This window comes from Arthrobacter glacialis, assembly GCF_002909445.1.
GTDB classification, from domain to species: Bacteria; Actinomycetota; Actinomycetes; order Actinomycetales; family Micrococcaceae; genus Specibacter; species Specibacter glacialis.
The window spans coordinates 24885-47003 of the sequence record NZ_PPXC01000011.1 but is presented as its reverse complement, the minus strand read 5'-3'; the positions used below and the strand labels follow the sequence as shown (position 1 = coordinate 47003).

The following is a 22119-nucleotide window of genomic DNA, read 5'->3' as shown; positions in this document are numbered from 1 at the left end:
TCCGCTGGTGGCCAGCTGTGTGGTGTTGGCAGCTTATGCGCCAGCCTGGGAGTTGGCGTGGCGCATAAGCCGGGGCCACTTTGGGCATGCGCACTGCTGATACCGGGCATTGCGTCAGTGTCACAGCTGCGCCGCGCTGGCTCCTGGCGCGACGCATAACCAAAGCTGGTGTGCCCAGAATGGGGTGTATGCGCCACACTCGTTTCCACGGCTGCGCATAAGCCACGGCAGAATTTACAGGTGCCACTGAATTTACAGGTGCCAGTGACGCGGCGAAGCCGCCCACCAACTGAACCGCAGTAGTGGTCGAAAAACACCGCGAATTCGATTTTTTCAAGGGGCCCACGCCCGCGAGGGCCCCGATCGACGAGGTTGGGGACCGGGTGGGGACTACTGCAGTTGGCGGGATGGCAGCGGGACCCTGGCGCTTGTGGGCCCATCCCACGCTCTCGCTCATGACGGGTCGAGTCACGTAATTCACGTGCCAGTTGCCGCCAGGGGCCCCAGTGCCATGGCCAGCAGGGCACCGCGGCTTTGAACACCGCATTTTCCAAAAAGTGCCTTGAAAATATCTTGGACGGTATACCGGCTGATTCCCAGGTGGCCGGCCAACCCTGCCGTGTCCAGACCTGCAGCAGAGCGCTCCAACAACTGGCATTCCCGCGGGCTTAGGGCGAAGCTGCGCTCAAAGACTGCCAGCCGTTCCGCGGGCAGGCAATCTTGGATGGTGACCGTAATGGGCGCCGTGGCTCCGGACGCCGCCGTCGTCATTCTCGCGGCCGAAAGTCCAGCCCATATTCCTTGGCCAACATGTCGGCATGAACGGGAGGGGTGGGCATCAACTCCCCGTTCCACTGCCATCAGCTGTGCTGCCACGTTCAGCACTTCCGCCGGAATCCCCTGATACGGCTGGGGTGCCCGCTGCAACAATTCCAGCCATGACACGGCCGATTCGGTTTGACTGATGACGGACAAGTCATCAGCAAGCACCAACACGGCTTGCCGGTGCCCAGAGACGGCATCCCCCGTGACGCCAAGCTGAAATTCGCGGGCGGAGCATTCCCTCAAACCCGTAGCAATCAGGCCGGCCATGGACTCCACACAGTGTGCCTCGGCGTCGGAAAAATCGGAATCGCCGGGTCCGCGCCACAGCTCAAGCCAACCCCAGAGTCCCCACTTATCGGCGAAGGCAACGGACAAGACATCCACCACCCCGTACCGTTCCAATAGCTCCTTCCACATCTCGCTGCGGCCAGGTTCATTCCCGGTTGCCGTCTGCAAAGACACCGCCCGAGACGGATGCGTGGGCAGGACCGTCCATCTGTTGATGAGGGTCCGGTACCTCAGCGCGATGAGCAGCGGCAATTCCGGCACACCAGGCACCTGTGCCATCGGGGCAATGCCCACAGTTGTCACAGGATCCGCGAGCGGCCATACCCAGCCGTCAAAACTGACGACGGCGCGCAGCTCACCGAGCACGCCGGCTCGGTAAAGATGACTCTCCAGGTGCGCATCCCCTAATGCCGCAACCCGGTCCAAACAGCGGCGCAGTGCCCATTCGCTGGTCATCTCTCAAGTATGCGCGCCTCGGGTTCTGGCCACGATCTGCAGATCCCAGATTTGTGGGATGGTCCCTGGTAGCGAGGACACCTACAGTCAAGGCAGCAGTATCCATGAAAGGACCAGGGACAATGTTTACCTTGCAAATTGAACACGGCATCAAGGACTTTGGCATGTGGAAGAGCGCTTACGACGCCGATCCGCTGGGGCGGGAAGCTTCCGGAGTAAGGGCCGAAAGGGTGTTCCGCCCGGTGGGTGAGGAACACTATGTGGTGCTTGACCTGGACTTTGCCACCCAGGCAGAGGCGGAGCAGTTCCTAGGCCGGCTGAAGGCCCAGGTGTGGTCTGCCCCGAGCGTTTCTCCAGCGCTGGCAGGCGGTCCAAAGACACGGATCGTGGAACAGCTGATCGCCTCGAGGCAGAGTCAGTAAGCCGCTGGGCCGACACCACGGTAGTGAGCTCTCTGCTGCGCATCGAGGTGCTCCATGGCGTAGCGCAGCATGGTCCGCGGCATGGCGGCCGCATGGGCATCGAGGAACTGTAGCAATCGCTCTCGATCATGCTTTCCCACCTCTCGCAGCACGCCCCCTACGGCTTTGTGAATGAGATCCTGGTCATCATCTAGAAGCAACGCGGCAAGACGCACGGTGTCCTGAACTTCACCGCGTCGCAGGAAGTGCAAGGTTGCCAGGATGGCTGTGCGGCGCTCCCAAAGATCATCTGAGCCTGCGAGTTCGTCCAGGATGCCCCGGGGCTTGTCGGCGAGATAGCGGCCAATCACATCCCATGCGCCAAGATCCACAAGGTCCCAATTGTTGATGCGGTCAATACGTCGCAGAAACAAGTCAAACAGCTCCTTTTGACGCTGGCCACTCGCGGCCTTACTTCCGGACTGCTTGGCCATAATCTTCACAGCACCAGCCCGTGCTTCGTGCAGCGGACTCTCCAACAGCTCTTCCAGCTGGCTCAGTGACATATCCGTATAACGCGAAGCCAGAGCGAATACCTCGCCCATGCGAACGCCTAGGAAAACATCCCCCTCACCATAGTCACCGGCGCCGGATTTGAAATAGCGTTGGATCTTCTCTTGTTCAGCCTCCGAGGCAAGAAGCCGGAGCTCGGCGATGAACGCTTGTGCACTCCGTTCGCTCGGTAGATGTGTGGTCACGATGGTTGGCCGTTGTGATCGACGACGGCGGGATCGGCCCCTGGGTGATCGGCACCTCGGTGATTGCCGACGCCGTCACGGTTTGGCCGCGGTGCTTCCACCGAGCTCACCAGCGGTGGATGGAGGAAGCCGCCAATGACCTCGGCCATCAGCTCAGCAAGGGTGATGACGGTGTCGTCCTCATGCCGGGGCCCGAGTATCTGAACACCCACCGGCAGGCCTGTTGCCGTCCACCCCGCCGGGGCGGACAACGCTGGCAGGCCGGCAAGTGAGGCTTGGGCGATCCAAAACGGCAGATCCGTGTAGGGCCTCGCCCCTGTTGGTGTTTCGATAGTCCGCTCATGGAATGCTCTGGTGTCATGCGGGAACGGCGGCGAAAAAGTGACTGGGCACAGAAAGGCATCAGTTTCACGGAAATGGTCTGCCCAGGCAGCTCGGGTAGCCAGCCGAAAGTGTTCGTGCCTCAGATAATCGAGACCATCGAGCGTTCCACCTGGTTCCACCGAGGCCAGATACGCCCCGACTTGCACTCCGAACGACTCTGCCACCTTCGTCGGATCGATTCCATCGGGCCAGCCGTACTTGATGGTGACCCCAGCCCGGGCAAGCACGTCGATGGCGTTGGACAACACGTCACCGACTGCCGTCGTCACAGGACAGGCAGGGTGGTCCAACACGACCCCCATCGTGTAATCGGCCAATGTCCGCCATCGCGGCGGTGCCAGCTCCCAGCGATAGACAAGCTCATCGGCGTCGTCGGGGCCGCCGGTAACCTGAAGGGCGAGCCGAAGATCTCCGGCACTCCGAGCCAAGGGACCGACCCCAACTACTGCTGGCCGGTCGGATGCAAGAGCCTTGGGCCCAGGCGGCTGCAGGCCCGATAGCGGCACAGTGCCCGCCGTCGGCTTGAGCCCGTAGACCCCACAGAATGCCGCCGGAATCCGGATCGAACCCACCAGGTCCGAACCATACTCGAGATAGCTCAACCCAGAGGCGATGGCGGCCGCAGCTCCCCCAGATGACCCGCCCGAGGTACGTCCGAGATCCCACGGATTGTTGGTGGTCCCCGACAACGGGTTGCGGCTCTGGCCAAAGTCACCGAGCATCATGGCGACGTTGCTTTTCCCCACAATCACGGCCCCGGCACGGCGCAGCCGGGCGACAACTGCCGCGTCCCAATCGGCCACCTCACCAGCGAATGCCGGATTGCCCCAAGTGGTGTGTAGGCCAATAGCGTGGAAAGCATCTTTCACCGTCATCGGCACTCCCCCGAGGGATCCGCCTGGTTCACCGCGTGCAATCGACTCATCCAGAAGAGCTGCGGTGACAATCGCACCCTGCGGGTCGACCTCGCTGATGGCATTCACTCGTTGATTCACGGCAGCAATCCGTGCCAGCAACGCCGAGGTGACCTCGGCCGCTGTGCTCCGTCCGGCGCGGATGGCCGCCGCAGCATGCCCTGCGGAGGACATGGCGGTCAGGGGTTCTGTGATCACGTCATGGCTACTAAACGGTTCCATGTTCTCGTTCTATACGCTGACACTGCGTGAGCGTCAAGAACTCTTTTGCCAGAACTGAGGAGCTACGGGCTACGAGACAAAATGCCGCCGTTCGCACGTCGTTTAGTCACTGCGCTTGATCGAGCGGATCCCCACGGCCAAGCCAATCGCGGCCAACACGGCTGCCGCAAGGAAACCCCAAAGCACATCCGGCGAACTCAGCTCGCCCGCGAAGAGTGCCCGCTCAGCCGCAACCACGTAGCTGATCGGGTTGAAGGCAGCAGCCACCTGCATCCACCGCGGGCCGTCTTCCAGTGGCAGCAGCATGCCGGAGAGGATCATCAGCGGGAAGATGGTCGCCTGCTGTACGGCCCAGAACATCCAGTCCCGACTGCGGCTGACCAGGGCAAGCGTGTAACTCAGAGCACCAAACCCCATCCCGAAGATGGCGATCAGCACTAGGCCCAGCAGCATGCCGAGCGGATTCACCGAGAAGCCGAACGGGATGGTCGCCAGCGCGATCACCCCGGCTTGCACCATGATCGGCGCCATCTCTTTCAGCGCCCGCCCGATCAGGAGTGCCGGGCGGGCGATCGGCGCCACCAGCGTTCGTTCATGTGATCCCGTCTGCATTTCCATGAGCAGGTTCGAGCCGGTGACACCGGTGCCGAACAAGGCGATCATGACCAGGATGCCCGGCACGAACCATTGCAACACCTCCCCGGCCGGGGCATCCGAGCCGCCGATCAGCAGCGGACCGAACAGCCCCAGGAAGACAAGGGGCTGCAACAGGCTGAAGATCAGCGAGAAGGGATCTCGAACCACGGGGCGCAGCTCGCGGACGAGCACATTCCAGGAGTCGCGAACTGCGTTGGAGCGAACGGGCAGAGTGTTGTGAGTGGCTGTGGTGGTCATGCCGATACCTCTTCCTTCAGGGCTGATTCTTCTTGGGCTGCTTTTCCGGCTGCTGTTTCGCTCGCTCCGCTGTCGTCGCGCAGGCTTCGCCCGGTGAGGGCGAGGAACACGTCGTCGAGGGTGGGCTGGCGTAGCCCGGCGGTGGCCGCGGCTGTGTCTGCAGTGTCGAGTTCGCGGAGCAGTCGAGGGAGCACCCGGTCACCGTGGTCAAGGGTGATCTCCAGCTGCTGGCCGTTGACTGAGACGGACGCGCCGGTCACGGTGGCGGCGATGGGGCGGGCGGCCGCGGCGTCGCCAGCACTGTCGAAGCCGAGCGTGATCACATCGCCTGCGAGGGTGGTCTTCAATCCGGAGGCAGTATCATCGGCGATGAGCCTGCCGTGGTCCATGACCATGACGCGTTCGGCGAACCTGTCAGCCTCATCGAGGTAGTGCGTGGTGACGAAGATGGTGGTGCCGTGCGTGCGGCGCAGGTCCAGGATGTGTTGCCACAGGTTTTCCCGGCTTTGCGGGTCGAGCCCAGTCGAGGGTTCATCCAGAAATAACAGTTCCGGCGAATGCAGCAGCCCAAGTGCGATGTCCAGACGGCGTTTCTGTCCGCCACTGAGGCTCAACACGCCACGCTTCGCCAACGGGGCAAGGTCGAGGGATTCGAGCAGTTCATCCGCCCGTCGCCGGGTCTGGGCGCGCCCCATTCCGTAGAAGGCGCCCTGGCTGAGCAGCTCGTCGCGTACCCGCTGATAGTGGCCGGCACTGTTGCCCTGACCGATGTAGCCGATACGGCGGCGCACCTCGTTTGGTTCCCTGCGAACGTCGTAGCCCGCCACACAAGCGGTGCCGGAGGTTGGAGGGAGAAGCGTGGTGAGCATTCGCAGGCTGGTTGATTTGCCAGCACCGTTGGGGCCAAGGAAGGCCACGAGTTCTCCACGCTGGACATCCAGGTCCAGGCCGGTGACGGCGTCGACGCGTTCTCGCTTAACAGTGAATTTTTTCGTCAGCCCGCGGGCTGTGATGATGGTTTCGTTTGTCATGTGCCAAGGCTATTCTTCCTTGAGGACAGTTTCTGTCCGCGACGTAAACTAATCTTGGAACATGTCAGAATCCACCACAACCTCGCGAGTACTGTCCCTTCTGAACCTGCTGCAGACTCACCGGCACTGGTCAGGAACGGAACTTGCGCAGCGTCTGGGCATCACCGGGCGAACACTGCGCCGCGATGTGGAGCGGCTGCGGGAACTCGGTTACCGCATTGAGTCGGCGCCGGGCACCCATGGCGGCTACCGCCTCGAGGCCGGAGCTTCGATTCCTCCGCTCCTGCTGACCGATGACGAAGCGGTCACCATGGCGATCGGCCTCCGTGTGGCGGCCACACAGGGACTCGCTGATGGAGCGTTGACCACCCTGACGGCGCTGGCCAAGCTCGAACAGGTATTGCCGGCAGCGCTGAGGTCACGGGTGAACGCGCTTGCCGGTCACGTGCAGCCGGTGCACCCGGATGTGCCGGCGGTGACGCCAGAAGTACTGGGGAAGCTCGCCCTTGCCTGTCGCGATCGGGAGCGCATCAGATTTCACTACGTGGCGGCCAATGGGGCAGAAACCGATCGTGTCGTCGAGCCGCATTCACTCGTTGCCGCCCAGCGATACTGGTTCCTGGTGGCCTGGGATCTTCACCGGGAGGCGTGGCGAACGTTCCGAGTTGATCGGCTCGAGAAATTCTTCGCCACTCGGGTTCAATTCGAACCTCGTGAGCTTCCAGCCGGCGATGCTGCCGAGTTTGTCGCCGCAGCCGTGTCCTCCTTGCTGGGCACCGTGACAGCGGAGGTGGTGATGGACCTTCCGATTGAGCGGATGCGTGAGTACTTCGGACCGTGGGCCAAGGGCGCACGATCCGTTGGTGCGTTCAAAACGGCGTGGCCTATCGAGGGCCGCAGCCCGCACGAGCTCATATCGTCACTGGCATGGATTCCGGAGGGGGTCCAGTACGAGGTGCGTGGCGACGCGGCGACGACGGCGTTCCTGCGGGAGGCTGCCGAACGGATGCTGAACGCCACACGGAATTGAGCAGGCTTTGTCTGGCATCATGTCGTTGCGAGCGACACAGCTAGAATGACTGTCGCAGCTATCGAGGCGAACGCTCGAGCGTGGTTGGCGATGCTCCAGCTCCTCTCAAATGACCGCCACCGGTCCGCGATATCGGGTGAATCCGGCGTGATACGGGCGAGCTGATCGTTGAGCGGAACGTTCCGCACGATCGTGATGCCAACCGCGGCCAGAGCCAGTCCGGCGCCCACTATACGAACGGGACCTTCCTCCGCGACAGCGCCGGAGACTAGTTCCGAGACGACGATTGTTGCGGCAGCCGCGGCGCCACCGAAAAAGACGACCATGAAGGGCCCTCGCATCGCGCTGATATTGATCTGCTGCATCGCAGCAACTGCCGTCCGGGCGGGGACGATGCGTAGTGCAGGCATCACCAGCGCGGGAAAGGCCAGGTACACGCCTGCCGCAATTCCTGCACCGAGCGCCGCTGCGATGGTGAGGGCGCTCTGCAGCGTGGTCGTCATCGCTGGTCCTGGAAACCTGTTTGCCAGACGTTGCTCGTGGCACTGCGCCGCGCATAGTCGGCGAAGTCCCGGCAGGGTCGGCCGAGCGCAGATTCTAAGTCGCTGGTAACGGTGGCATTGCGGCCGTCGAGGATTTCCTCGAATAGCTCAGCCAGGGCTTGAGTGTCATCACGGGGGATGCCGTCACGGGCAAGATCGGCCATGAACTCTTCTGCAGTGCTGGGCGCGTAGTCGATACTGCGCCCGGTCGCCGCGGAAATCTCCGCAGCGACGTCGTGCATGGACAAAAGTCGCGGCCCGGTCACCTCATAAACCGTGTTGGCGTGGCGGTCCTCGATGAGCGCAGCGGTGGCGAGTTCCGCCAGGTCCTCGAGATCAATGAAAGGTTCGACGACGTCGCCAGCCGGCAGGACCAGTCGCCCGCGCAGAACAGGGCCGAGCAAAAAATGTTCGCTGAAATTCTGCGCGAACCACGACGACCGAACAATCGTCCATTCAGCTGCCGTGGTCTGCACGGCCCGTTCGCTGGCCTGTGCGCCCTCTTCTCCTCGGCCCGACAAAAGCACGAGACGATTCACGCCCAACTCCCGTGCGCGTTGGGTAAACTCCGCGATCAGTTCCGCGACGCCAGGGAAGGCAAGATCTGGCGAATAACAGAGGTAAGCAGATGACGCCCCTTTTAATGCGGCATCCCACGTTGCACGGTCTTCCCACACGAACGGATACTCCCCCTGCCTAGAGGCAACGCGGGTGGGTACGGCGCGCTCGGCAAGCCGACGAACTATGCGAGCACCGGTACGGCCGGTGCCACCAAGAACAAGAACTCTTTGAGTAGTCATGACACCAGTCAACAACACCCCGTTCAATGTTTGAATAGTTCAAACACGTCTTTACATACGCGATCGTCTAGGATGATTGCATGGATCCGCTCACACACCTGCTCGATGGCCCTCGGGCACGCCGGGCCTTCGCCCTGCGCGTGGTCATGGCTCCGAAGTGGTCCATCGATGTCCAAGACCAGGCGCCCCTCACTGTCATTGCCATGCTGTCCAGCGGAGCTTGGCTCGTAGCCGATAGCGAGCAGCTCGAGCTACAGCCAGGAGATGTCGCCCTGGTTCGGGGCCCGGGCCCCTACATCGTCACTGATGATCCTTTACGCATCCCCGACGTGATCGTCCACCCGGGGCAACTGTGCAGTTCACCGTCCGGGCAAGACCTCCAGCTCAGCATGAAACGCGGCATGCGCACGTGGGGAAACACGGCGGCCGGCCAGACGACAATGCTCATCGGCACCTATGAGACCGACGCAGAGGTCAGTTCCGCCGTCACGGCTGCGCTCCCCCGGGTCGCCGTCGTCCCGGCCCATGAGATCGACCCTGCTCTTGTCAGGTTCCTCGAGGGCGAAATCGCCAGCGATGCACCTGGACAGGGCAGCACCATCGATCGACTGCTGGATGTGCTGCTCGTTCACACGATCCGGGCCTGGGCAAAACTCCATCCCCACACCGCACGCGGGTGGCTCGCCGGCGGCCACGATCCACTCGTGGCCCAGGCGCTTGCGTTGTTCCACGAGTCTCCCGCCGACGCATGGACGCTGGAATCACTGTCCCATCGCCTGAACGTTTCGCGTGGGACCCTGGCCAGTCGATTCCGCAGTATTGTGGGCGAGCCGCCCATGACATACCTGACGAACTGGCGCATGCTCCTTGCCAGTGAACTACTCGCAAACCCTCAGCTGACCACCGCCCAGATTGCCGCCGAGGTTGGCTACGGCACCCCCTTCGCCCTGAGCTCTGCCTTCAAGCGACGATTCGGGCTCAGTCCCACCGGGTACCGCCGACGCTCCTATCCGAGAACAGAAGCGGAAGGAAACGCCGTCGTTCCTTAAAACGAAAACTGACCCGCAGTTGTCCCCACCCGCTCCCCAACCTCGTGCCTCGCTCGGGGCCCCTCGCGGGAGTGGGCCCCTCGAAAAACACCGCGAAATCGCGTTTTTTCGACCACTTCTGCGGGTCAGTTGGAAAAGACTAGAGGCCGAAGGTTTCGGTTTCCTCAAACGGGCCAACCACCGTGATGGTGCGCGGGGCGGCTGCGAGTTCGCGGGCCAGGGCCTGCACCTCGGCGGCCGTGACCTTGCGGATCCGGTCAAGGGATTCGTCAATGTCCATGAATTCGCCCGTGACAATTTCGGCACGACCCAGGCGTGACATGCGCGATCCGCTGTCTTCCAGAGCCAGCACAATGCCGCCGGAGAGCTGGCCCAGGGCCTTCTTCAGCTCAAGGTCGCTCACGCCGTCGGCTGCCAGCTTCTCCAGCTCGGCACTGAGCAGTCCAATGACCTGGCCCACCTTGGCCGGCGAGCAGCCCGCGTACATACCAAAGTAGCCGGTGTCGGCGTAGGAGGAGGCGAAGGAGTAGGTGGAGTACACCAGGCCCCGCTTCTCCCGGATTTCCTGGAACAGGCGCGAGGACATGCCGCCACCAAGAATGGAATTCAACACGCTCATCACATAGCGGCGCGAGTCTGTGGCACGCAGTGACGGGCACCCCAAGATGATGTTGGCCTGCTCCACCGCCCGGTTGATCACGTGCAGGCCGGCAGTGCCGGACACGGCAACCACATCGTTGGCACGGCGCGGGGCCGGCGCAACACCCTCATCCAGCGACCAACCGGCTGTGCGCAGGGCGTCCAGGACCAGGGTGCAGACGGTGTCGTGGTCCAGGCCGCCTGCTGCCGTGATGACAAGCGTCTCGGGCCGGTAATGCTTTTGGTAGTGCTCCCACACGGATTCCCGCGGAACAGCCTTGATGGCTTCCGGGGTGCCGCCAATGGGGCGTCCCAGGGCGTGGCCGCCAAGAACGGCTGCCACAAAATTTTCGTGCGCAACATCTGTGGGGTCGTCGCCGTCCATGGCGATTTCCTCCAAAATGACGTCGCGTTCCTGCTCCAGCTCGGCCGGGTCAATCACGGCTGAGGTGACCATGTCGGCGATGACGTCGATGGCCATGGGCAGATCGGAGTCAAGCACCCGTGCGTAGTAGCAGGTGCTTTCCTTGGCCGTCGCTGCATTGGATTCGCCGCCCACCTCGTCAAAGGCGGAAGCAATTTCCAACGCCGTGCGGCGCTTGGTTCCCTTGAACAGCAAGTGTTCCAGGAAATGGGTTGAGCCGTGTTGGCCCTCGGATTCATCCCGAGAGCCAACACCAACCCAGAACCCGATTGTCGCACTACGCTGTCCGGGCATGGCCTCGGTCAGTACCCGCACACCTCCGGGCAGGACGGAGCGGCGCACTACTGCGCCGCCCGCCGTTCCGGAGATCAGTGTGGATTCGTCGGAGGCCAGGCCATCGGCAGCGCTTGTCAGCGGCAAAAGGGTTATCGCCATGAATTACTCAGCAGCGCCTTCAGTAACGGCCTCTTCGGAAGCGTTCTCTTCATCGGCAACTACCGGTGAGAGGGACAGCTTGCCGCGGTCGTCAATCTTGGTGATTTCAACCTGGATCTTCTGACCCACGGCAACAACATCATCAACGTTGTCTACGCGCTTGCCATTGGCCAGCTTGCGCAGCTCGGAGATGTGCAGCAGACCATCCTTGCCCGGCGTGAGCGAAATGAACGCGCCAAACGTGGTGGTCTTAACAACTGTGCCCAGGTAACGCTCGCCAATTTCAGGAATCTGAGGGTTGGCGATGGCGTTGATCGCTGAACGAGCGGCGTCAGCTGACGGACCGTTCGTTGCACCGATGTAAACCGTGCCGTCATCTTCAATGGAGATGTCAGCGCCGGTGTCTTCCTGGATCTGGTTGATCATCTTGCCCTTCGGGCCGATGACCTCGCCGATCTTATCCACGGGGATCTTCACGGCGATGACGCGGGGAGCGAACTCGGAGAGCTCGTCCGGAACGTCAATGGCGCTGGTCAGAACGCTGAGGATGTGCAGGCGGGCTTCGCGGGCCTGCTTCAGTGCAGCAGCCAAAACGGAGGCCGGGATGCCGTCGAGCTTGGTGTCCAGCTGGATGGCTGTGACGAACTCTGCGGTACCTGCAACCTTGAAGTCCATGTCGCCGAAAGCATCTTCGGCGCCGAGGATATCGGTCAAAGCGGCGTAGCGGGTCTGGCCGTCAACCTGGTCGGAGACCAAGCCCATGGCGATACCTGCGACGGGAGCCTTCAACGGCACACCGGCGTTGAGCAGCGACAGGGTCGATGCACAAACTGAGCCCATGGACGTTGAGCCGTTGGAGCTCAAGGCCTCGGAGACCTGGCGGATGGCGTAGGGGAATTCTTCACGCGTCGGCAGAACGGGCACGAGTGCACGCTCAGCCAGGGCACCGTGACCGATTTCGCGGCGCTTGGGCGAGCCCACGCGGCCGGTTTCACCGGTGGAGTACGGCGGGAAGTTGTAGTTGTGCATGTAGCGCTTGCGCGTTACCGGGCTCAACGAGTCAATCTGCTGTTCCATCTTGAGCATGTTCAACGTGGTGACACCCAGGATCTGGGTCTCGCCGCGTTCGAAGATGGCCGAACCGTGCACGCGGGGCAGAACTTCAACCTCGGCGGTGAGCTGGCGGATGTCCGTCAGGCCACGGCCGTCGATGCGGATCTGCTCGGTGAGGATGCGCTGGCGGATGACGTGCTTGGTCACGGAACGGAAAGCTGCGGAGAGTTCCTTCTCGCGTCCTGCGAAGTCGGACGCCAAAGCGGCAATGGTCTCATCCTTCAAGGCGTCGGAGGCGTTGTCGCGCTCCTGCTTGTCGGCGATGGTGAACACGGCTGCCAGCTTGGTAGCTGATGCCTGCTCGACGGCGGCGTAAGCGTCATCTTCGTAGTCAAGGAAGACGGGGAACTCAACGGTGGGCTTGGCTGCGCGTGCTGCCAAGTCTGCCTGAGCGTCACAGAGTGCCTTGATGAACGGCTTTGCAGCCTCCAAGCCCTCGGAAACAACCTCTTCGGTGGGGGCCTGGTGGCCCTGTTCCTTGATGAGCTTCCAGGAGTTGTCGGTCGCTTCGGCTTCAACCATCATGATGGCAACGTCGTCACCGGCAACCTTGCCGGCAACCACCATGTTGAACACGGCGTTTTCCAGCTCGGAGTGCTTCGGGAAGGCAACCCACTGGGGGCCCTGGCCGTCGTCGATCAAGGCAACGCGAACGCCGCCGATGGGGCCGGAGAACGGCAAACCGGAGAGCTGTGTTGACATGGAGGAAGCGTTGATCGCGACCACGTCGTACAGAACGTCCGGGTTGATGGCCAGAACCGTGACAACGATCTGGACTTCGTTGCGCAGACCCTTCACGAAGGCCGGGCGCAACGGGCGGTCCATCAAACGGCAAGCCAGGATGGCTTCGGTTGAGGGGCGGCCTTCGCGGCGGAAGAAGCTGCCCGGGATGCGGCCGGCGGCGTACATGCGCTCTTCCACATCAACCGTCAGCGGGAAGAAGTCGAAGCCTTCACGGGGGTGCTTGCCAGCCGTGGTGGCGGACAGCAACACTGTGTCTTCGTCAATGTAAACCATTGCGGCGCCGGCGGCTTGCTGGGCAAGGCGTCCGGTTTCGAAGCGGATAACGCGCTTGCCGTAACGGCCGTTGTCAATAACGGCCTCTGCGTACTGAATCTCGGGACCCTCCATAGAGAGTCACCTCCATTTCTGTGTAGGTGTTGTAAACACTTACGCCAAGTAACCAACCGGTACCATCCCAGACACTCCACCGGGTAAAGCTGTGAAGGGCTGTACAACACCCGGTCTTCGATCGAGGCCCACGGGCGTGCAGCGAATGATCGCTGCGTCCCGGAGGCCACTACCGAGGACCGCGAATGCGCGGTGTCCGGTTGGCAACTTGTGTAAGTTTCGTGCAACCGCGGTCACGGTCAACACTAGGATAGGCGGCCTCCCCTTGCGGGGAGGCCGCCTATCGTCTCATGCTAGCGACGCAGGCCGAGGCGCTCGATGAGCGTACGGTAGCGGGCGATGTCGGTGTCCTTGAGGTAGCCAAGCAGGCGACGACGACGACCAACCAGGCCCATGAGGCCGCGGCGGGTGTGGTGATCGTGCTTGTGCATCTTCAGGTGCTCGGTCAGGTCAGCGATGCGTCGTGAGAGCATTGCTACCTGAACCTCGGGCGAACCAGTGTCGCCTTCGCTAGTTGCGAAAGCCTGCATGATTTCTTGCTTTACAGCGGCGTCTAATGCCACAAGTAACTCCTTGAATGTGCCGTGAACATGTTGAGCTGTGCATTGACACAATTCCTTGGTCAAACCAATTCCTTGGTCAAACATTTATTGGTCAAACACAGTGGAATCCAGCCACCACGGACTGCAGCCGGACTCTATGCCTTAGTTTAGTGCAGAAGTCACTGTTAGTCGAAGCGAAGTGAGCAATGGCTCTTTAGTGTTCGCGAAGAATTTCCCGGCTGTCGAGCACATCCTGGTGCATCTGCTCAATCAACGCTTCCGGGCCTGTGTAGGCCACCATGCCGCGCAGCCGCTGCACGAATTCCACCACAACATGCTGCCCGTAGAGGTCAAAGGCTTCAACAGGCTCCGCCGGCCTGTCCAGCACGTAGGCCTCAACCTGCCGGCTGACACCCACAAAGGTGGGGTTGGAGCCAACGGAGATGGCGGCGGGCCAGCGGTGCTGATCGGCGTCAACCAACCAGCCGGCGTACACGCCGTCGGCCGGGATGATCCCGCACGCATCGGGCGACAGGTTGGCTGTGGGGAAACCCAGCTCGCGGCCGCGCGCGGCGCCGTGCACCACTTCCCCGCTCATGGAGTGCCGACGGCCCAGGACTTGTGCCGCCGTGTCAACGTCGCCCTTGCCCAGCGCCTCGCGCACCCAGGTGGAGGACCAGCGGCGGTCGTGGCCTTCGTCATCGACCACCACGACGTCGAAGCCCAGCTCCGCGCCCAGGCCCACCATGGTGTTCAGATCCCCCGTGTTGCCCCTGCCAAAGCGGACATCGTGGCCCACCACGACGGCGCAGGCACCCAGTGCGTCGACAAACACGCTTTTGACGAACTCCTCGGGGCTCTGCTGGGCGAACTCCAGGCTGTAGGGCATGACCAGCACGCCGTCCAGGCCCAAATCACCCATGGCAACCATCTTGTCCGCCAGGCCCATGATTTGTGCCGGCGCCGATTCAGGCCTGTGAATCAGTGCCGGATGGGGGTCAAAGGTCAACGCAACCGAACGGGCGTTGCGCGCGGCGGCTTCGGCCCGGACCTGGGCCAGGACCTCCTGGTGCCCGCGGTGCAGCCCATCAAAGTTCCCCAGGGTGACCACACAGGGGCCAAAATCCTGGGGAACCTCATTCAATGAGTTCCAAATCTGCACTACTTTTCCTCATCCACTAAGTTCATGACCAAACGGGCTTTCATGCCCTAAGTCCCCAATACCGCTTCCAGATTACCTGCTGACAGGCCCCGGGCCTGTCCAGGGATGTTGGGGAGTCTGGGGATCGGTTGCTGCCAGTGAAAGCACCCATCGGTCCGCCGGTGTGCCGCGGTCGTTGTAGTCCCCGCGAATTTCGCCGTCAAAGGTGAATCCGAGTTTCCATGCCAGCTTCCGGCTTCCCCAGTTGGGCGCCAAGGCATGCCAATGCACATAGCTGAGGTTGAGCTGGTTGAACGCGTAGTCCAGCAGCAGGCGGACGGACTCTTCCGCTGCTCCCGTGCCCCGGGCGTGGGGCCCGAAGTTGATGCCAATGCTGGCGGCACCCGGATTTTTGCACTGCAGGTCCACCGTGCCAAGAAGGCCGTCCGTGGCTGGTTCCACCACCGCAAAGGTCAGGGTTTCCCCTGAGGCCCAGCCCTGTGGGGTGAGGGTGTTGATGAAGAATTCCGCGTGCTCCATGGTGTAATTCAGCGGCACGGTGGTCCAGCGTACGGAATCTTCGTTGATGCAGTTTTCCACCAATTGCGTGGCATCAGCCATGGTCAGCGCCCGCAGCACCACGGCGTCGTTGCGGAGGACGGGAACCACTGGGGCAATCTCCACGGCGGCTTTTTCAGCCTCGGCAGCGCTTTGGTCCCTGGCCTGGAATTGACGCAGGCTTTGGCTGAACACCATGCCGTCGGCAACCTGTGCGTCTTGGTGGCCGTAGCCGGGAATCTCGGCGGCCAGTACAAATCCGCAGCGTTTGGCCAGGGAATTGCTTCCGGCGTTGGCGCTGGTGGTGCGCCAGTGGAGAATTTCCAGACCCAGGTTGCCGAAGGCGTAGCCGCACAACAGTTCGATGGCGCGTTGTGCGCTGCCCGTCCCACGGCCGGCCGGGAGCATCTTGATGCCAACGCTGGCGGAGCCGCCGCGGGAGGTTGAAAAGATCTCGTGCAGGCTCAGGGTGCCGACTATATCGCCGGCACTACCATCGGTGCCCAAGCGCGTATCCACGACGGCGAAGCGGAGATCGCTGCCTGCATCCCAGCCGGCGGCGATGGATCCGGTGATGAACTCGGCGGCACGGGCTCGGCTCATGGTGGCGTCGGAGGCTGTCCAGGTCACGTTCAAGGGGTCGTGGTGGATGGCGGCAAAAGCCTGCGCATCCTCCACGGTGAAACGACGCAGCGTGGTGAAGCCGTCGGAGAGGACCGGGCTGGGCACAGTGTGTTCCAAAACCCTCACTTGGCTTCCCTGTGACGGTACAGCCAAATCAAACCAATGATGGGCAGCAGCAGCGGAATGTAGCCGTAGCCCTGGCCAAACTTGCTCCATACGCTAGCGTGCTGGAATGCGGCCGGATCAACCAGGCTCAAGGCCCCCACCACCAGGACGCCGAGAAGTTCGATGCAGATGGCAACTGTGGCAACCGTGGCCCATTTCGCGCCCGGCTTGGCCAGCGAGACGGTTGCCACGATATAAACGATCGCGGCGAAGGCGGAAAGGGTGTAGGCCACGGGGGCTTCGTCAAACTTTGTGGCGATCTGAAGGAGCGCCCGGGCCGTGGCCGAGATGGCAAACACACCATAGACCGTGATCAGCAGCCGACCGGGGCCCGATGTTCGCCCCGTTGGTGTTTCCTTTTTGGCTGTGTTGGGAGTGCTCATATTCCAAGTCCTTGCTGAAGTGATTCCAGTGCCGGCGCGGCTTGTGCGGAGAGGCCCGTGCCATACCAAATCTGTGCCATTCGGGCCAGCATGACAACCACTGTGACGCCCACTGCGCTCATGACGTAGTTCGACCAGTGCGTGCGTTCCATCATGGCCCAGTAGAAACCGGCCACGGGCAACGCCGCCGCGGTGAACATGTAGCCCCAAAATTCCCAGGGCTCCCCTGCAAGAGGTTCCCCATTTGCCAGCCGAATGATCGAACCGATGGCGTAGGCCACGATGAAAAGTTCGACGGCGATCAACGCCAGAAGCGTGACGTCGTTGGGTTTCTTTTTCATCACCGCCGCAACGACACAAACAACGGTGGAGGTCAACCCAACGATGGCGCCAATAATAAACCAGGCGTCAAGGATCACTGGCTTGGCCCCTCGGTGACGACAGCGGTTTTAGCTTCGGGGTCCGGCGGGAAAACCAGCACAGGCTTGGCATGCTTGCCGGCGTCGGCCAGCAGTGCCACGAGGGTTCCATCAGGCGCAAAAGCTGCTGCCGGTGCGTCAACTGTGTGGGTGCCTTCGGGGCTGGCCGGAATGCGGCGCCCGAAGGAAAGCTCATTTGCTTCGGCGGCGGTCAGCTCGCGCACCGGCATGAGCGCGCGGGCCGCGTCGGCAATGTCGAGAATTTCCAGATTTTCGGCCAATTCTTCAAGAGTGCGGGCACGGTCAAGAGTGTACGGCCCAACGGCGCTGCGGCGCAGGGCGGTGAGGTGACCACCAACGCCCAGATCGGCGCCTAGGTCCCGGGCCAGCGCGCGGATGTACGTGCCGGAAGAACAGCACACGGTGACGTCAATGTCGACGTAGCTTACGCCGTCGCGCGTGGAAGCGTCCGTGGCAACAGCTGTAACTCCATGGCGGATGGCCAGGACGTCAAAGGTGTGAATGGTGACCGGCCTGGAGGCGAGTTTGACGTCTTCGCCGGCGCGCACCCTGGCGTAGGCGCGTTCACCGTTGACCTTGATGGCGCTGACGCTGCTGGGAACCTGCAAAATGGGGCCGCGGAGTTTCGCAATGCCGGCTTCGATGGCCTCATCGGTGACTGCCGCCGTGGAGGAGGTCGCGGTGACATCGCCCTCGGCGTCGTCCGTGATGGTGGTGGCACCCAGGCGGATCGTGGCCTCGTAGGTTTTGGAGGTGCCCACGATGTAGGTCAGCAGGCGGGTGGCCTTGTTGATGCCCACCACCAAAACTCCCGTGGCCATGGGGTCCAAGGTGCCGGCGTGGCCCACTTTTCGGGTCCCCGCCAGCCTTCGCATCCGACCCACCACGTCATGGCTGGTCCATCCCTGCGGTTTGTCTACAATTACCAGTCCAGAAAGCACGCTTTGAAGTATATCCGCACCCGGGCATGGCCCATGGTGACTTGTCCCCATGGCCGACTCCGGCCACCCTGGTTACGCTATTGAAAGTAGTAATTGTGCGGCCACCCTTTGAGACGGAGAATCATGAACACCCCAGCTTCCAACAGCTACAAGCGATCGTTGACAGCACTCGGCGCCGGCGCAGCGGTGCTGATCGCCTTGACCGGGTGCTTGCCCGGCGCGGCCGCACCCAAGGATGCCCCGAAATCAGCCGCAACCCAGAGCGCGACGCCTGCTGACAGCAAATCCGCAACAGGTGGCGCCCGGGGCGGAAGCGAATCCACCATGGCGGCCACTGAGGAATCTACGCCTGCTGCGGCGGCACCTGCAGCTGCCGGCACATTGACGGCCCCGGGGACCAAATTGAAGTTTGGCCAGGTTGCCAACACGCACAGCAACAGCGGGGAACGCGATACACCCAAGTACAAGGAATCCACACACGAGACCAACGTCACCAAAATTGTGGCAGGCAGCGAAGCCGATCTTGCCGACTTCAAGGACGCCGCCAAGTTTGCCGGCCAGGTGCCCTACTACGTCTACACGGACGTCAAGTTGACTTCACTGAGCAGCCCCTCGGCTGGAATTGGTGATCCCCGGATCAGCGCCCAGCTGAAGGACGGCACCGACGCGCAAAAGCTCATTGTTTTCGGCACCATGGACGATTGCAAGAGCGACAGCTTTGAAACAACTGGCGAGGATGACGCCTTCACCTACGTCGTAGGCTCCAGCAAAACTATGTGCACGGTGTTCCTGGCACCCAAGGGTGACGCCATTACGACCGCCAGCTACGATGACTCGAACTACAATTACGTCAAGTACGGCGACAACCCCTACCGGGACAACCCGATCATCTGGGGCAACTGACCTTCTGTTTTCCTGCAAGCACCTCTCCGTCCCGCGGGGAGGTGCTTGGGGCACCAGCCTCAACCCGTTAGGCGGAACTTTTGTCCGGTACATTTTATGGCGCTGACGTGGCGGAACTGCGCGGTTTTGCCCAAGACCTCTCAGCGTGCTCGAAGCGTCTGACGACGATTTCTTCCTCTCTGGGCAGCGCACTGGCGGCATTGCAATGGAAGGGCCAGGACAGCGATCGTTTCCGCCGGGACTGGAGCGCATCCCACTTAAAGAGCATTCGTAGCGTTAGTGCCGAGCTGGAGACGGCGGCGCAAATGCTGCTGCGCAATGCCGACGAGCAGCACCAGGCCAGCTCAGCGGCGTCCCTAGACACCGGCGGCAGTTCAATGACTGCCACCGCAAGTGGCACTCCGGGAGCAGACTTGGAAAACAAGCTGGCCGGGATGAGCGCGGAAGAGATTCAGAAGTATCTGAGCTCCGAAGAGTTTGAGAAGTGGGTGCGTGCGACCCAGGCCAATGCTGATGCCGCGAAGACCGTGCTGGACAAACTCGCAGACTCCGGCCAGTTTGCATCGCTCCGCCTCACTGACAAGCCCAACGGCTACGGCAAATTCTTGGAGCAGTATTGGGCGGAATCAGCCATGCGCCAAGCCGGGATTGATCCAGCACACTGGGACCCTGCGAAAGGCGTTGACTACAATCGCGAAGACATCTACAAGGTCTACGCGTTTTATGCAGAGCTCTACAAGAACGATCCCCGCATGGAATGGATCGGCATGGCCAACCAAGTGGGCCCCACCTTCATTGCCGGCTTTGAAGATCTTGCCGTGCTGCACAAGATGGCCGATGCCGGGCAGGACGCAAGCGAGTTCCTTGCGGACATGGATCCCGCGCGATACGCGGCGTTGCAAAGCTTGATGAACTTGGGCGCTGAAGATTTGGCTTACTACGAGACAACTTTCCTGTCGATGCAAAAACAAATCTTCACCGATATTGGCTCACAACACTTTGCCTTTCAACAGGGCGGCCTCGCCGAAATTGAACGAATGCGGGCTGCCGGGCTTGTCACGGATCCCATGGATCAAGCGTGGCGCAATATTGATTCGGTGCCGCAGTACTCAAATCCACAGGACTATCACGGTCTGACAACAACCCAGAAGCAACTTCTGCACAAGGCTTCCTACAACATTGCTGACCGAGAGCAGAACTTTGTCATTGCTGACGACTACGACAACATCAGGGACCGGCCCTCGGGTGTTGCCTTTACCGAGGCCATGACGGTTCTGGGCAAACCGAGCATTGTGGGCGCCGACTCCTACTATGAGCAGTTTCCGGCAGCAGATCCATACCTTGACTTTGGCAGGATCCCGCCCCTTGGCGTGGATGTCCACCACGGTAACATCTCCGTGCGGGAAGACCGATGGGCATTGATTGACCAGGACACCCTGGGAGCTTACGAGGATTGGCTGCACGGCCGGGACAACCCCTATGGTGAGATGGTGAAGCCTATGCCTGAGCGAGTAGACGAGTACCGTATGGTACCCAAACCAGTCCGTGATCTTCTGGGGGCACCATGAAGCGAAGTCTAAGTGCAGCGATACTTGCAGTGGTCCTCTTGGGCGGCTGTTCCCTGCTTCCAACCTCACCTGCATCCAAGGAGCCCTCCGTCGTGGTCAATGGCAATTCACAGTTCACCCCCGAGGGGATCAAAGACATCAAGAGCAGTAGGCAGGCCAACTTTGACGTCTCCGAACGCCCGCTGGCCATGTCTGCCCTTGGTTTTAGCGAAGGATCGGATGGAATCCTGATCGCAACGGATTCGGAGAAGAAGATCGACGTCAGCATCACAACACCCCATGGCGTGGTCACCATGACCACCGACACCATCCGGGTCCGGCCCGGAGTTCCAACGGAATATGTTGACCGCATAGACATCTTTTACAACTTCCCGGATGCGCAGGACGCCAATGCCGAGATTGACCGTGCCAAAAATGAGTTGGGGTTCCGTGCCCTGGACGAATTCTCAGGCATTGGGCCTGAGTTCAAGGATGGTTCCGGAAAATCGAGCTGGAACCCTGGCCTGGGCAACAAAACAGGGACAGCGTTTTCAGTGGAGGCCATCGCAAACCACACCACCGGCAGCTTGACCTGGATTTACTCCATTCAGCTTGAGGACAAATATTACACGCCGGAGGCTGAGGCAGGCATCGCCGCAACCGGCAACTTTGACCGCTACTAACCACTCACCGGAACACCCCCAGGCCGTCATAGCTGCGAACCCCACGCACTGCCGTAGCGCGCCTCGTTCAGGAACGAGACGGGTCCTTTGAGGCCGGTGGACCCGCTCACGCAAGGCGAGTTCCTCGCTGCTCAGCAGGGAGTCGAAAGAGATCGGGTCCACGGGATCAACGGCCCGAACATTTCGGTGTCCGTCGTGAAGTCAACGCCATGCCCACCCCTTGCGGGGAAAATACGAACGCCGGGCCTGTCACCAACATGGAGTTGGTGACAGGCCCGGCGTCGTTTCTTGAAGAAAGAGTTTACGCCTCTTCGGCGTCGTCTTCGTCCTTCTTGTAAGGATCTGCATCGCCGGCGAACTCGGCGTTGGCCGAGATTTCTGCCAGCTTGGCGTCGCGTTCCTTGGCTACCCGCAGGAGCGCTTCCAGGTTCGAGGCGTTCTCCGGAATGACGTCGGCAACGAACTCCAGGGTGGGCGTCAGGCGCACAGTGATGTTCTTGCCAACCTCGGCACGCAGAACACCCTTGGCACGTTCCAGTCCAATCTTGGCCTCCGACTGGGCAGTCTCGTCGCCAAATACTGTGTAGTAAACGGTGGCGTGCTGCAAGTCATTGGTGACGCGGGCGTCAGTGACTGTAAGACCTTCAACGCGCGGGTCCTTGACCCGGCGACGGAGAGCCTCAGCCACCACAACTTTAATGCGCTGAGCCAATTTGGCGGCGCGGGCTGAATCAGCCATGAAAAACTCCTAAAGAATAAAGGGACCGTCGACGGCGGATCGTGCGCACCAGTCGAGTCCAGGTTCGTTCCGCGAGACTAAAGCGAGTCTACGCCGACGCCGCCCCCGGGCTGCGAA

At 61.5% G+C, this 22119-nt stretch carries 22 protein-coding genes; 6 read left to right on the top strand and 16 right to left on the bottom strand.

The window, feature by feature from the left end; translation table 11 throughout:
* Positions 1–477 precede the first annotated feature (477 nt).
* Entirely contained in the window at positions 478–1569 is a 1092-nt protein-coding gene (locus CVS27_RS14000) for a helix-turn-helix transcriptional regulator (RefSeq protein ID WP_103466373.1), read from the bottom strand.
* Positions 1570–1691: 122 nt separating this feature from the next.
* Between CVS27_RS14000 and CVS27_RS13995 the strand changes: the two genes are divergently transcribed.
* Entirely contained in the window at positions 1692–1991 is a 300-nt protein-coding gene (locus CVS27_RS13995) for a hypothetical protein (RefSeq protein WP_103466372.1), read from the top strand.
* Here CVS27_RS13995 and CVS27_RS13990 read toward each other — a convergent pair.
* From CVS27_RS13990 to CVS27_RS13975, 4 genes are all read right to left on the bottom strand, one after another.
* On the bottom strand, positions 1985–2728 hold the full coding sequence (locus CVS27_RS13990; RefSeq protein ID WP_103466371.1) for a DNA alkylation repair protein: 744 nt from the start codon (positions 2726–2728) through the stop codon (positions 1985–1987). The genes CVS27_RS13995 and CVS27_RS13990 overlap by 7 nt on opposite strands.
* Positions 2725–4248 (bottom strand): amidase family protein, encoded by a 1524-nt coding sequence (locus tag CVS27_RS13985; RefSeq protein ID WP_207767533.1) that lies wholly within the window; start codon positions 4246–4248, stop codon positions 2725–2727. Before CVS27_RS13985 ends, CVS27_RS13990 begins: the two co-directional genes overlap by 4 nt.
* A gap of 102 nt (positions 4249–4350) precedes the next feature.
* Entirely contained in the window at positions 4351–5142 is a 792-nt protein-coding gene (locus CVS27_RS13980) for an ABC transporter permease (RefSeq protein ID WP_103466370.1), read from the bottom strand.
* The gene (locus CVS27_RS13975; protein WP_207767532.1) at positions 5139–6173 is read right to left on the bottom strand and encodes an ABC transporter ATP-binding protein; all 1035 of its coding nucleotides are present in this window, start codon (positions 6171–6173) and stop codon (positions 5139–5141) included. The genes CVS27_RS13980 and CVS27_RS13975 overlap by 4 nt, the downstream gene beginning before the upstream one ends.
* Before the next feature lie 61 nt (positions 6174–6234).
* Here CVS27_RS13975 and CVS27_RS13970 point away from each other — a divergent pair, with 61 nt between their 5' ends.
* The gene (locus tag CVS27_RS13970; protein ID WP_103466369.1) at positions 6235–7203 is read left to right on the top strand and encodes a helix-turn-helix transcriptional regulator; all 969 of its coding nucleotides are present in this window, start codon (positions 6235–6237) and stop codon (positions 7201–7203) included.
* 17 nt (positions 7204–7220) lie between these two features.
* Here CVS27_RS13970 and CVS27_RS13965 read toward each other — a convergent pair whose 3' ends face one another.
* Positions 7221–7706, bottom strand: a complete 486-nt coding sequence (locus CVS27_RS13965; protein ID WP_103466368.1) for an anthrone oxygenase family protein — start codon at positions 7704–7706, stop codon at positions 7221–7223.
* Positions 7703–8545 carry a Rossmann-fold NAD(P)-binding domain-containing protein gene (locus tag CVS27_RS13960; RefSeq protein WP_103466484.1) on the bottom strand — a complete coding sequence of 281 codons (843 nt, stop codon included), beginning with the start codon at positions 8543–8545 and terminating at the stop codon, positions 7703–7705. The genes CVS27_RS13965 and CVS27_RS13960 overlap by 4 nt, the downstream gene beginning before the upstream one ends.
* Before the next feature lie 80 nt (positions 8546–8625).
* Here CVS27_RS13960 and CVS27_RS13955 point away from each other — a divergent pair, with 80 nt between their 5' ends.
* Entirely contained in the window at positions 8626–9594 is a 969-nt protein-coding gene (locus CVS27_RS13955; RefSeq protein WP_103466367.1) for an AraC family transcriptional regulator, read from the top strand.
* 139 nt (positions 9595–9733) lie between these two features.
* On the opposite strand, the gene CVS27_RS13950 is transcribed toward CVS27_RS13955, so the two are convergent.
* The 8 genes from CVS27_RS13950 to truB form a co-directional block, all read right to left on the bottom strand.
* Positions 9734–11092, bottom strand: coding sequence for a M16 family metallopeptidase (locus CVS27_RS13950; protein ID WP_103466366.1), 1359 nt, complete (start codon positions 11090–11092; stop codon positions 9734–9736).
* A gap of 3 nt (positions 11093–11095) precedes the next feature.
* Positions 11096–13336, bottom strand: a complete 2241-nt coding sequence (locus CVS27_RS13945; RefSeq protein WP_103466365.1) for a polyribonucleotide nucleotidyltransferase — start codon at positions 13334–13336, stop codon at positions 11096–11098.
* Between the two features lie 293 nt (positions 13337–13629).
* On the bottom strand, positions 13630–13899 hold the full coding sequence (gene rpsO / locus CVS27_RS13940; protein ID WP_103466364.1) for a 30S ribosomal protein S15: 270 nt from the start codon (positions 13897–13899) through the stop codon (positions 13630–13632).
* A gap of 193 nt (positions 13900–14092) precedes the next feature.
* The gene (locus CVS27_RS13935; RefSeq protein WP_103466363.1) at positions 14093–15040 is read right to left on the bottom strand and encodes a bifunctional riboflavin kinase/FAD synthetase; all 948 of its coding nucleotides are present in this window, start codon (positions 15038–15040) and stop codon (positions 14093–14095) included.
* Positions 15041–15112: 72 nt separating this feature from the next.
* Entirely contained in the window at positions 15113–16327 is a 1215-nt protein-coding gene (locus CVS27_RS13930) for a GNAT family N-acetyltransferase (RefSeq protein ID WP_165788312.1), read from the bottom strand.
* Positions 16324–16749, bottom strand: a complete 426-nt coding sequence (locus CVS27_RS13925; RefSeq protein ID WP_103466483.1) for a hypothetical protein — start codon at positions 16747–16749, stop codon at positions 16324–16326. The genes CVS27_RS13930 and CVS27_RS13925 overlap by 4 nt, the downstream gene beginning before the upstream one ends.
* Positions 16746–17168: a hypothetical protein gene (locus tag CVS27_RS13920; RefSeq protein WP_243399886.1), complete on the bottom strand. Its 423-nt coding sequence runs from the start codon at positions 17166–17168 to the stop codon at positions 16746–16748. Before CVS27_RS13920 ends, CVS27_RS13925 begins: the two co-directional genes overlap by 4 nt.
* Complete coding sequence (truB, locus tag CVS27_RS13915) at positions 17165–18130, bottom strand: tRNA pseudouridine(55) synthase TruB (protein WP_207767531.1); 966 nt, start codon at positions 18128–18130, stop codon at positions 17165–17167. The genes CVS27_RS13920 and truB overlap by 4 nt, the downstream gene beginning before the upstream one ends.
* Positions 18131–18253: 123 nt before the next feature.
* Here truB and CVS27_RS13910 point away from each other — a divergent pair, with 123 nt between their 5' ends.
* From CVS27_RS13910 to CVS27_RS20820, 3 genes are all read left to right on the top strand, one after another.
* Positions 18254–19033: a hypothetical protein gene (locus tag CVS27_RS13910; protein WP_103466360.1), complete on the top strand. Its 780-nt coding sequence runs from the start codon at positions 18254–18256 to the stop codon at positions 19031–19033.
* Between the two features lie 80 nt (positions 19034–19113).
* Positions 19114–20601, top strand: coding sequence for a WXG100 family type VII secretion target (locus CVS27_RS13905; protein ID WP_133162937.1), 1488 nt, complete (start codon positions 19114–19116; stop codon positions 20599–20601).
* 92 nt (positions 20602–20693) lie between these two features.
* On the top strand, positions 20694–21263 hold the full coding sequence (locus CVS27_RS20820; RefSeq protein ID WP_165788156.1) for a hypothetical protein: 570 nt from the start codon (positions 20694–20696) through the stop codon (positions 21261–21263).
* 301 nt (positions 21264–21564) lie between these two features.
* On the opposite strand, the gene rbfA is transcribed toward CVS27_RS20820, so the two are convergent.
* Complete coding sequence (gene rbfA / locus CVS27_RS13895) at positions 21565–22002, bottom strand: 30S ribosome-binding factor RbfA (RefSeq protein ID WP_103466357.1); 438 nt, start codon at positions 22000–22002, stop codon at positions 21565–21567.
* Positions 22003–22119 lie beyond the last annotated feature (117 nt).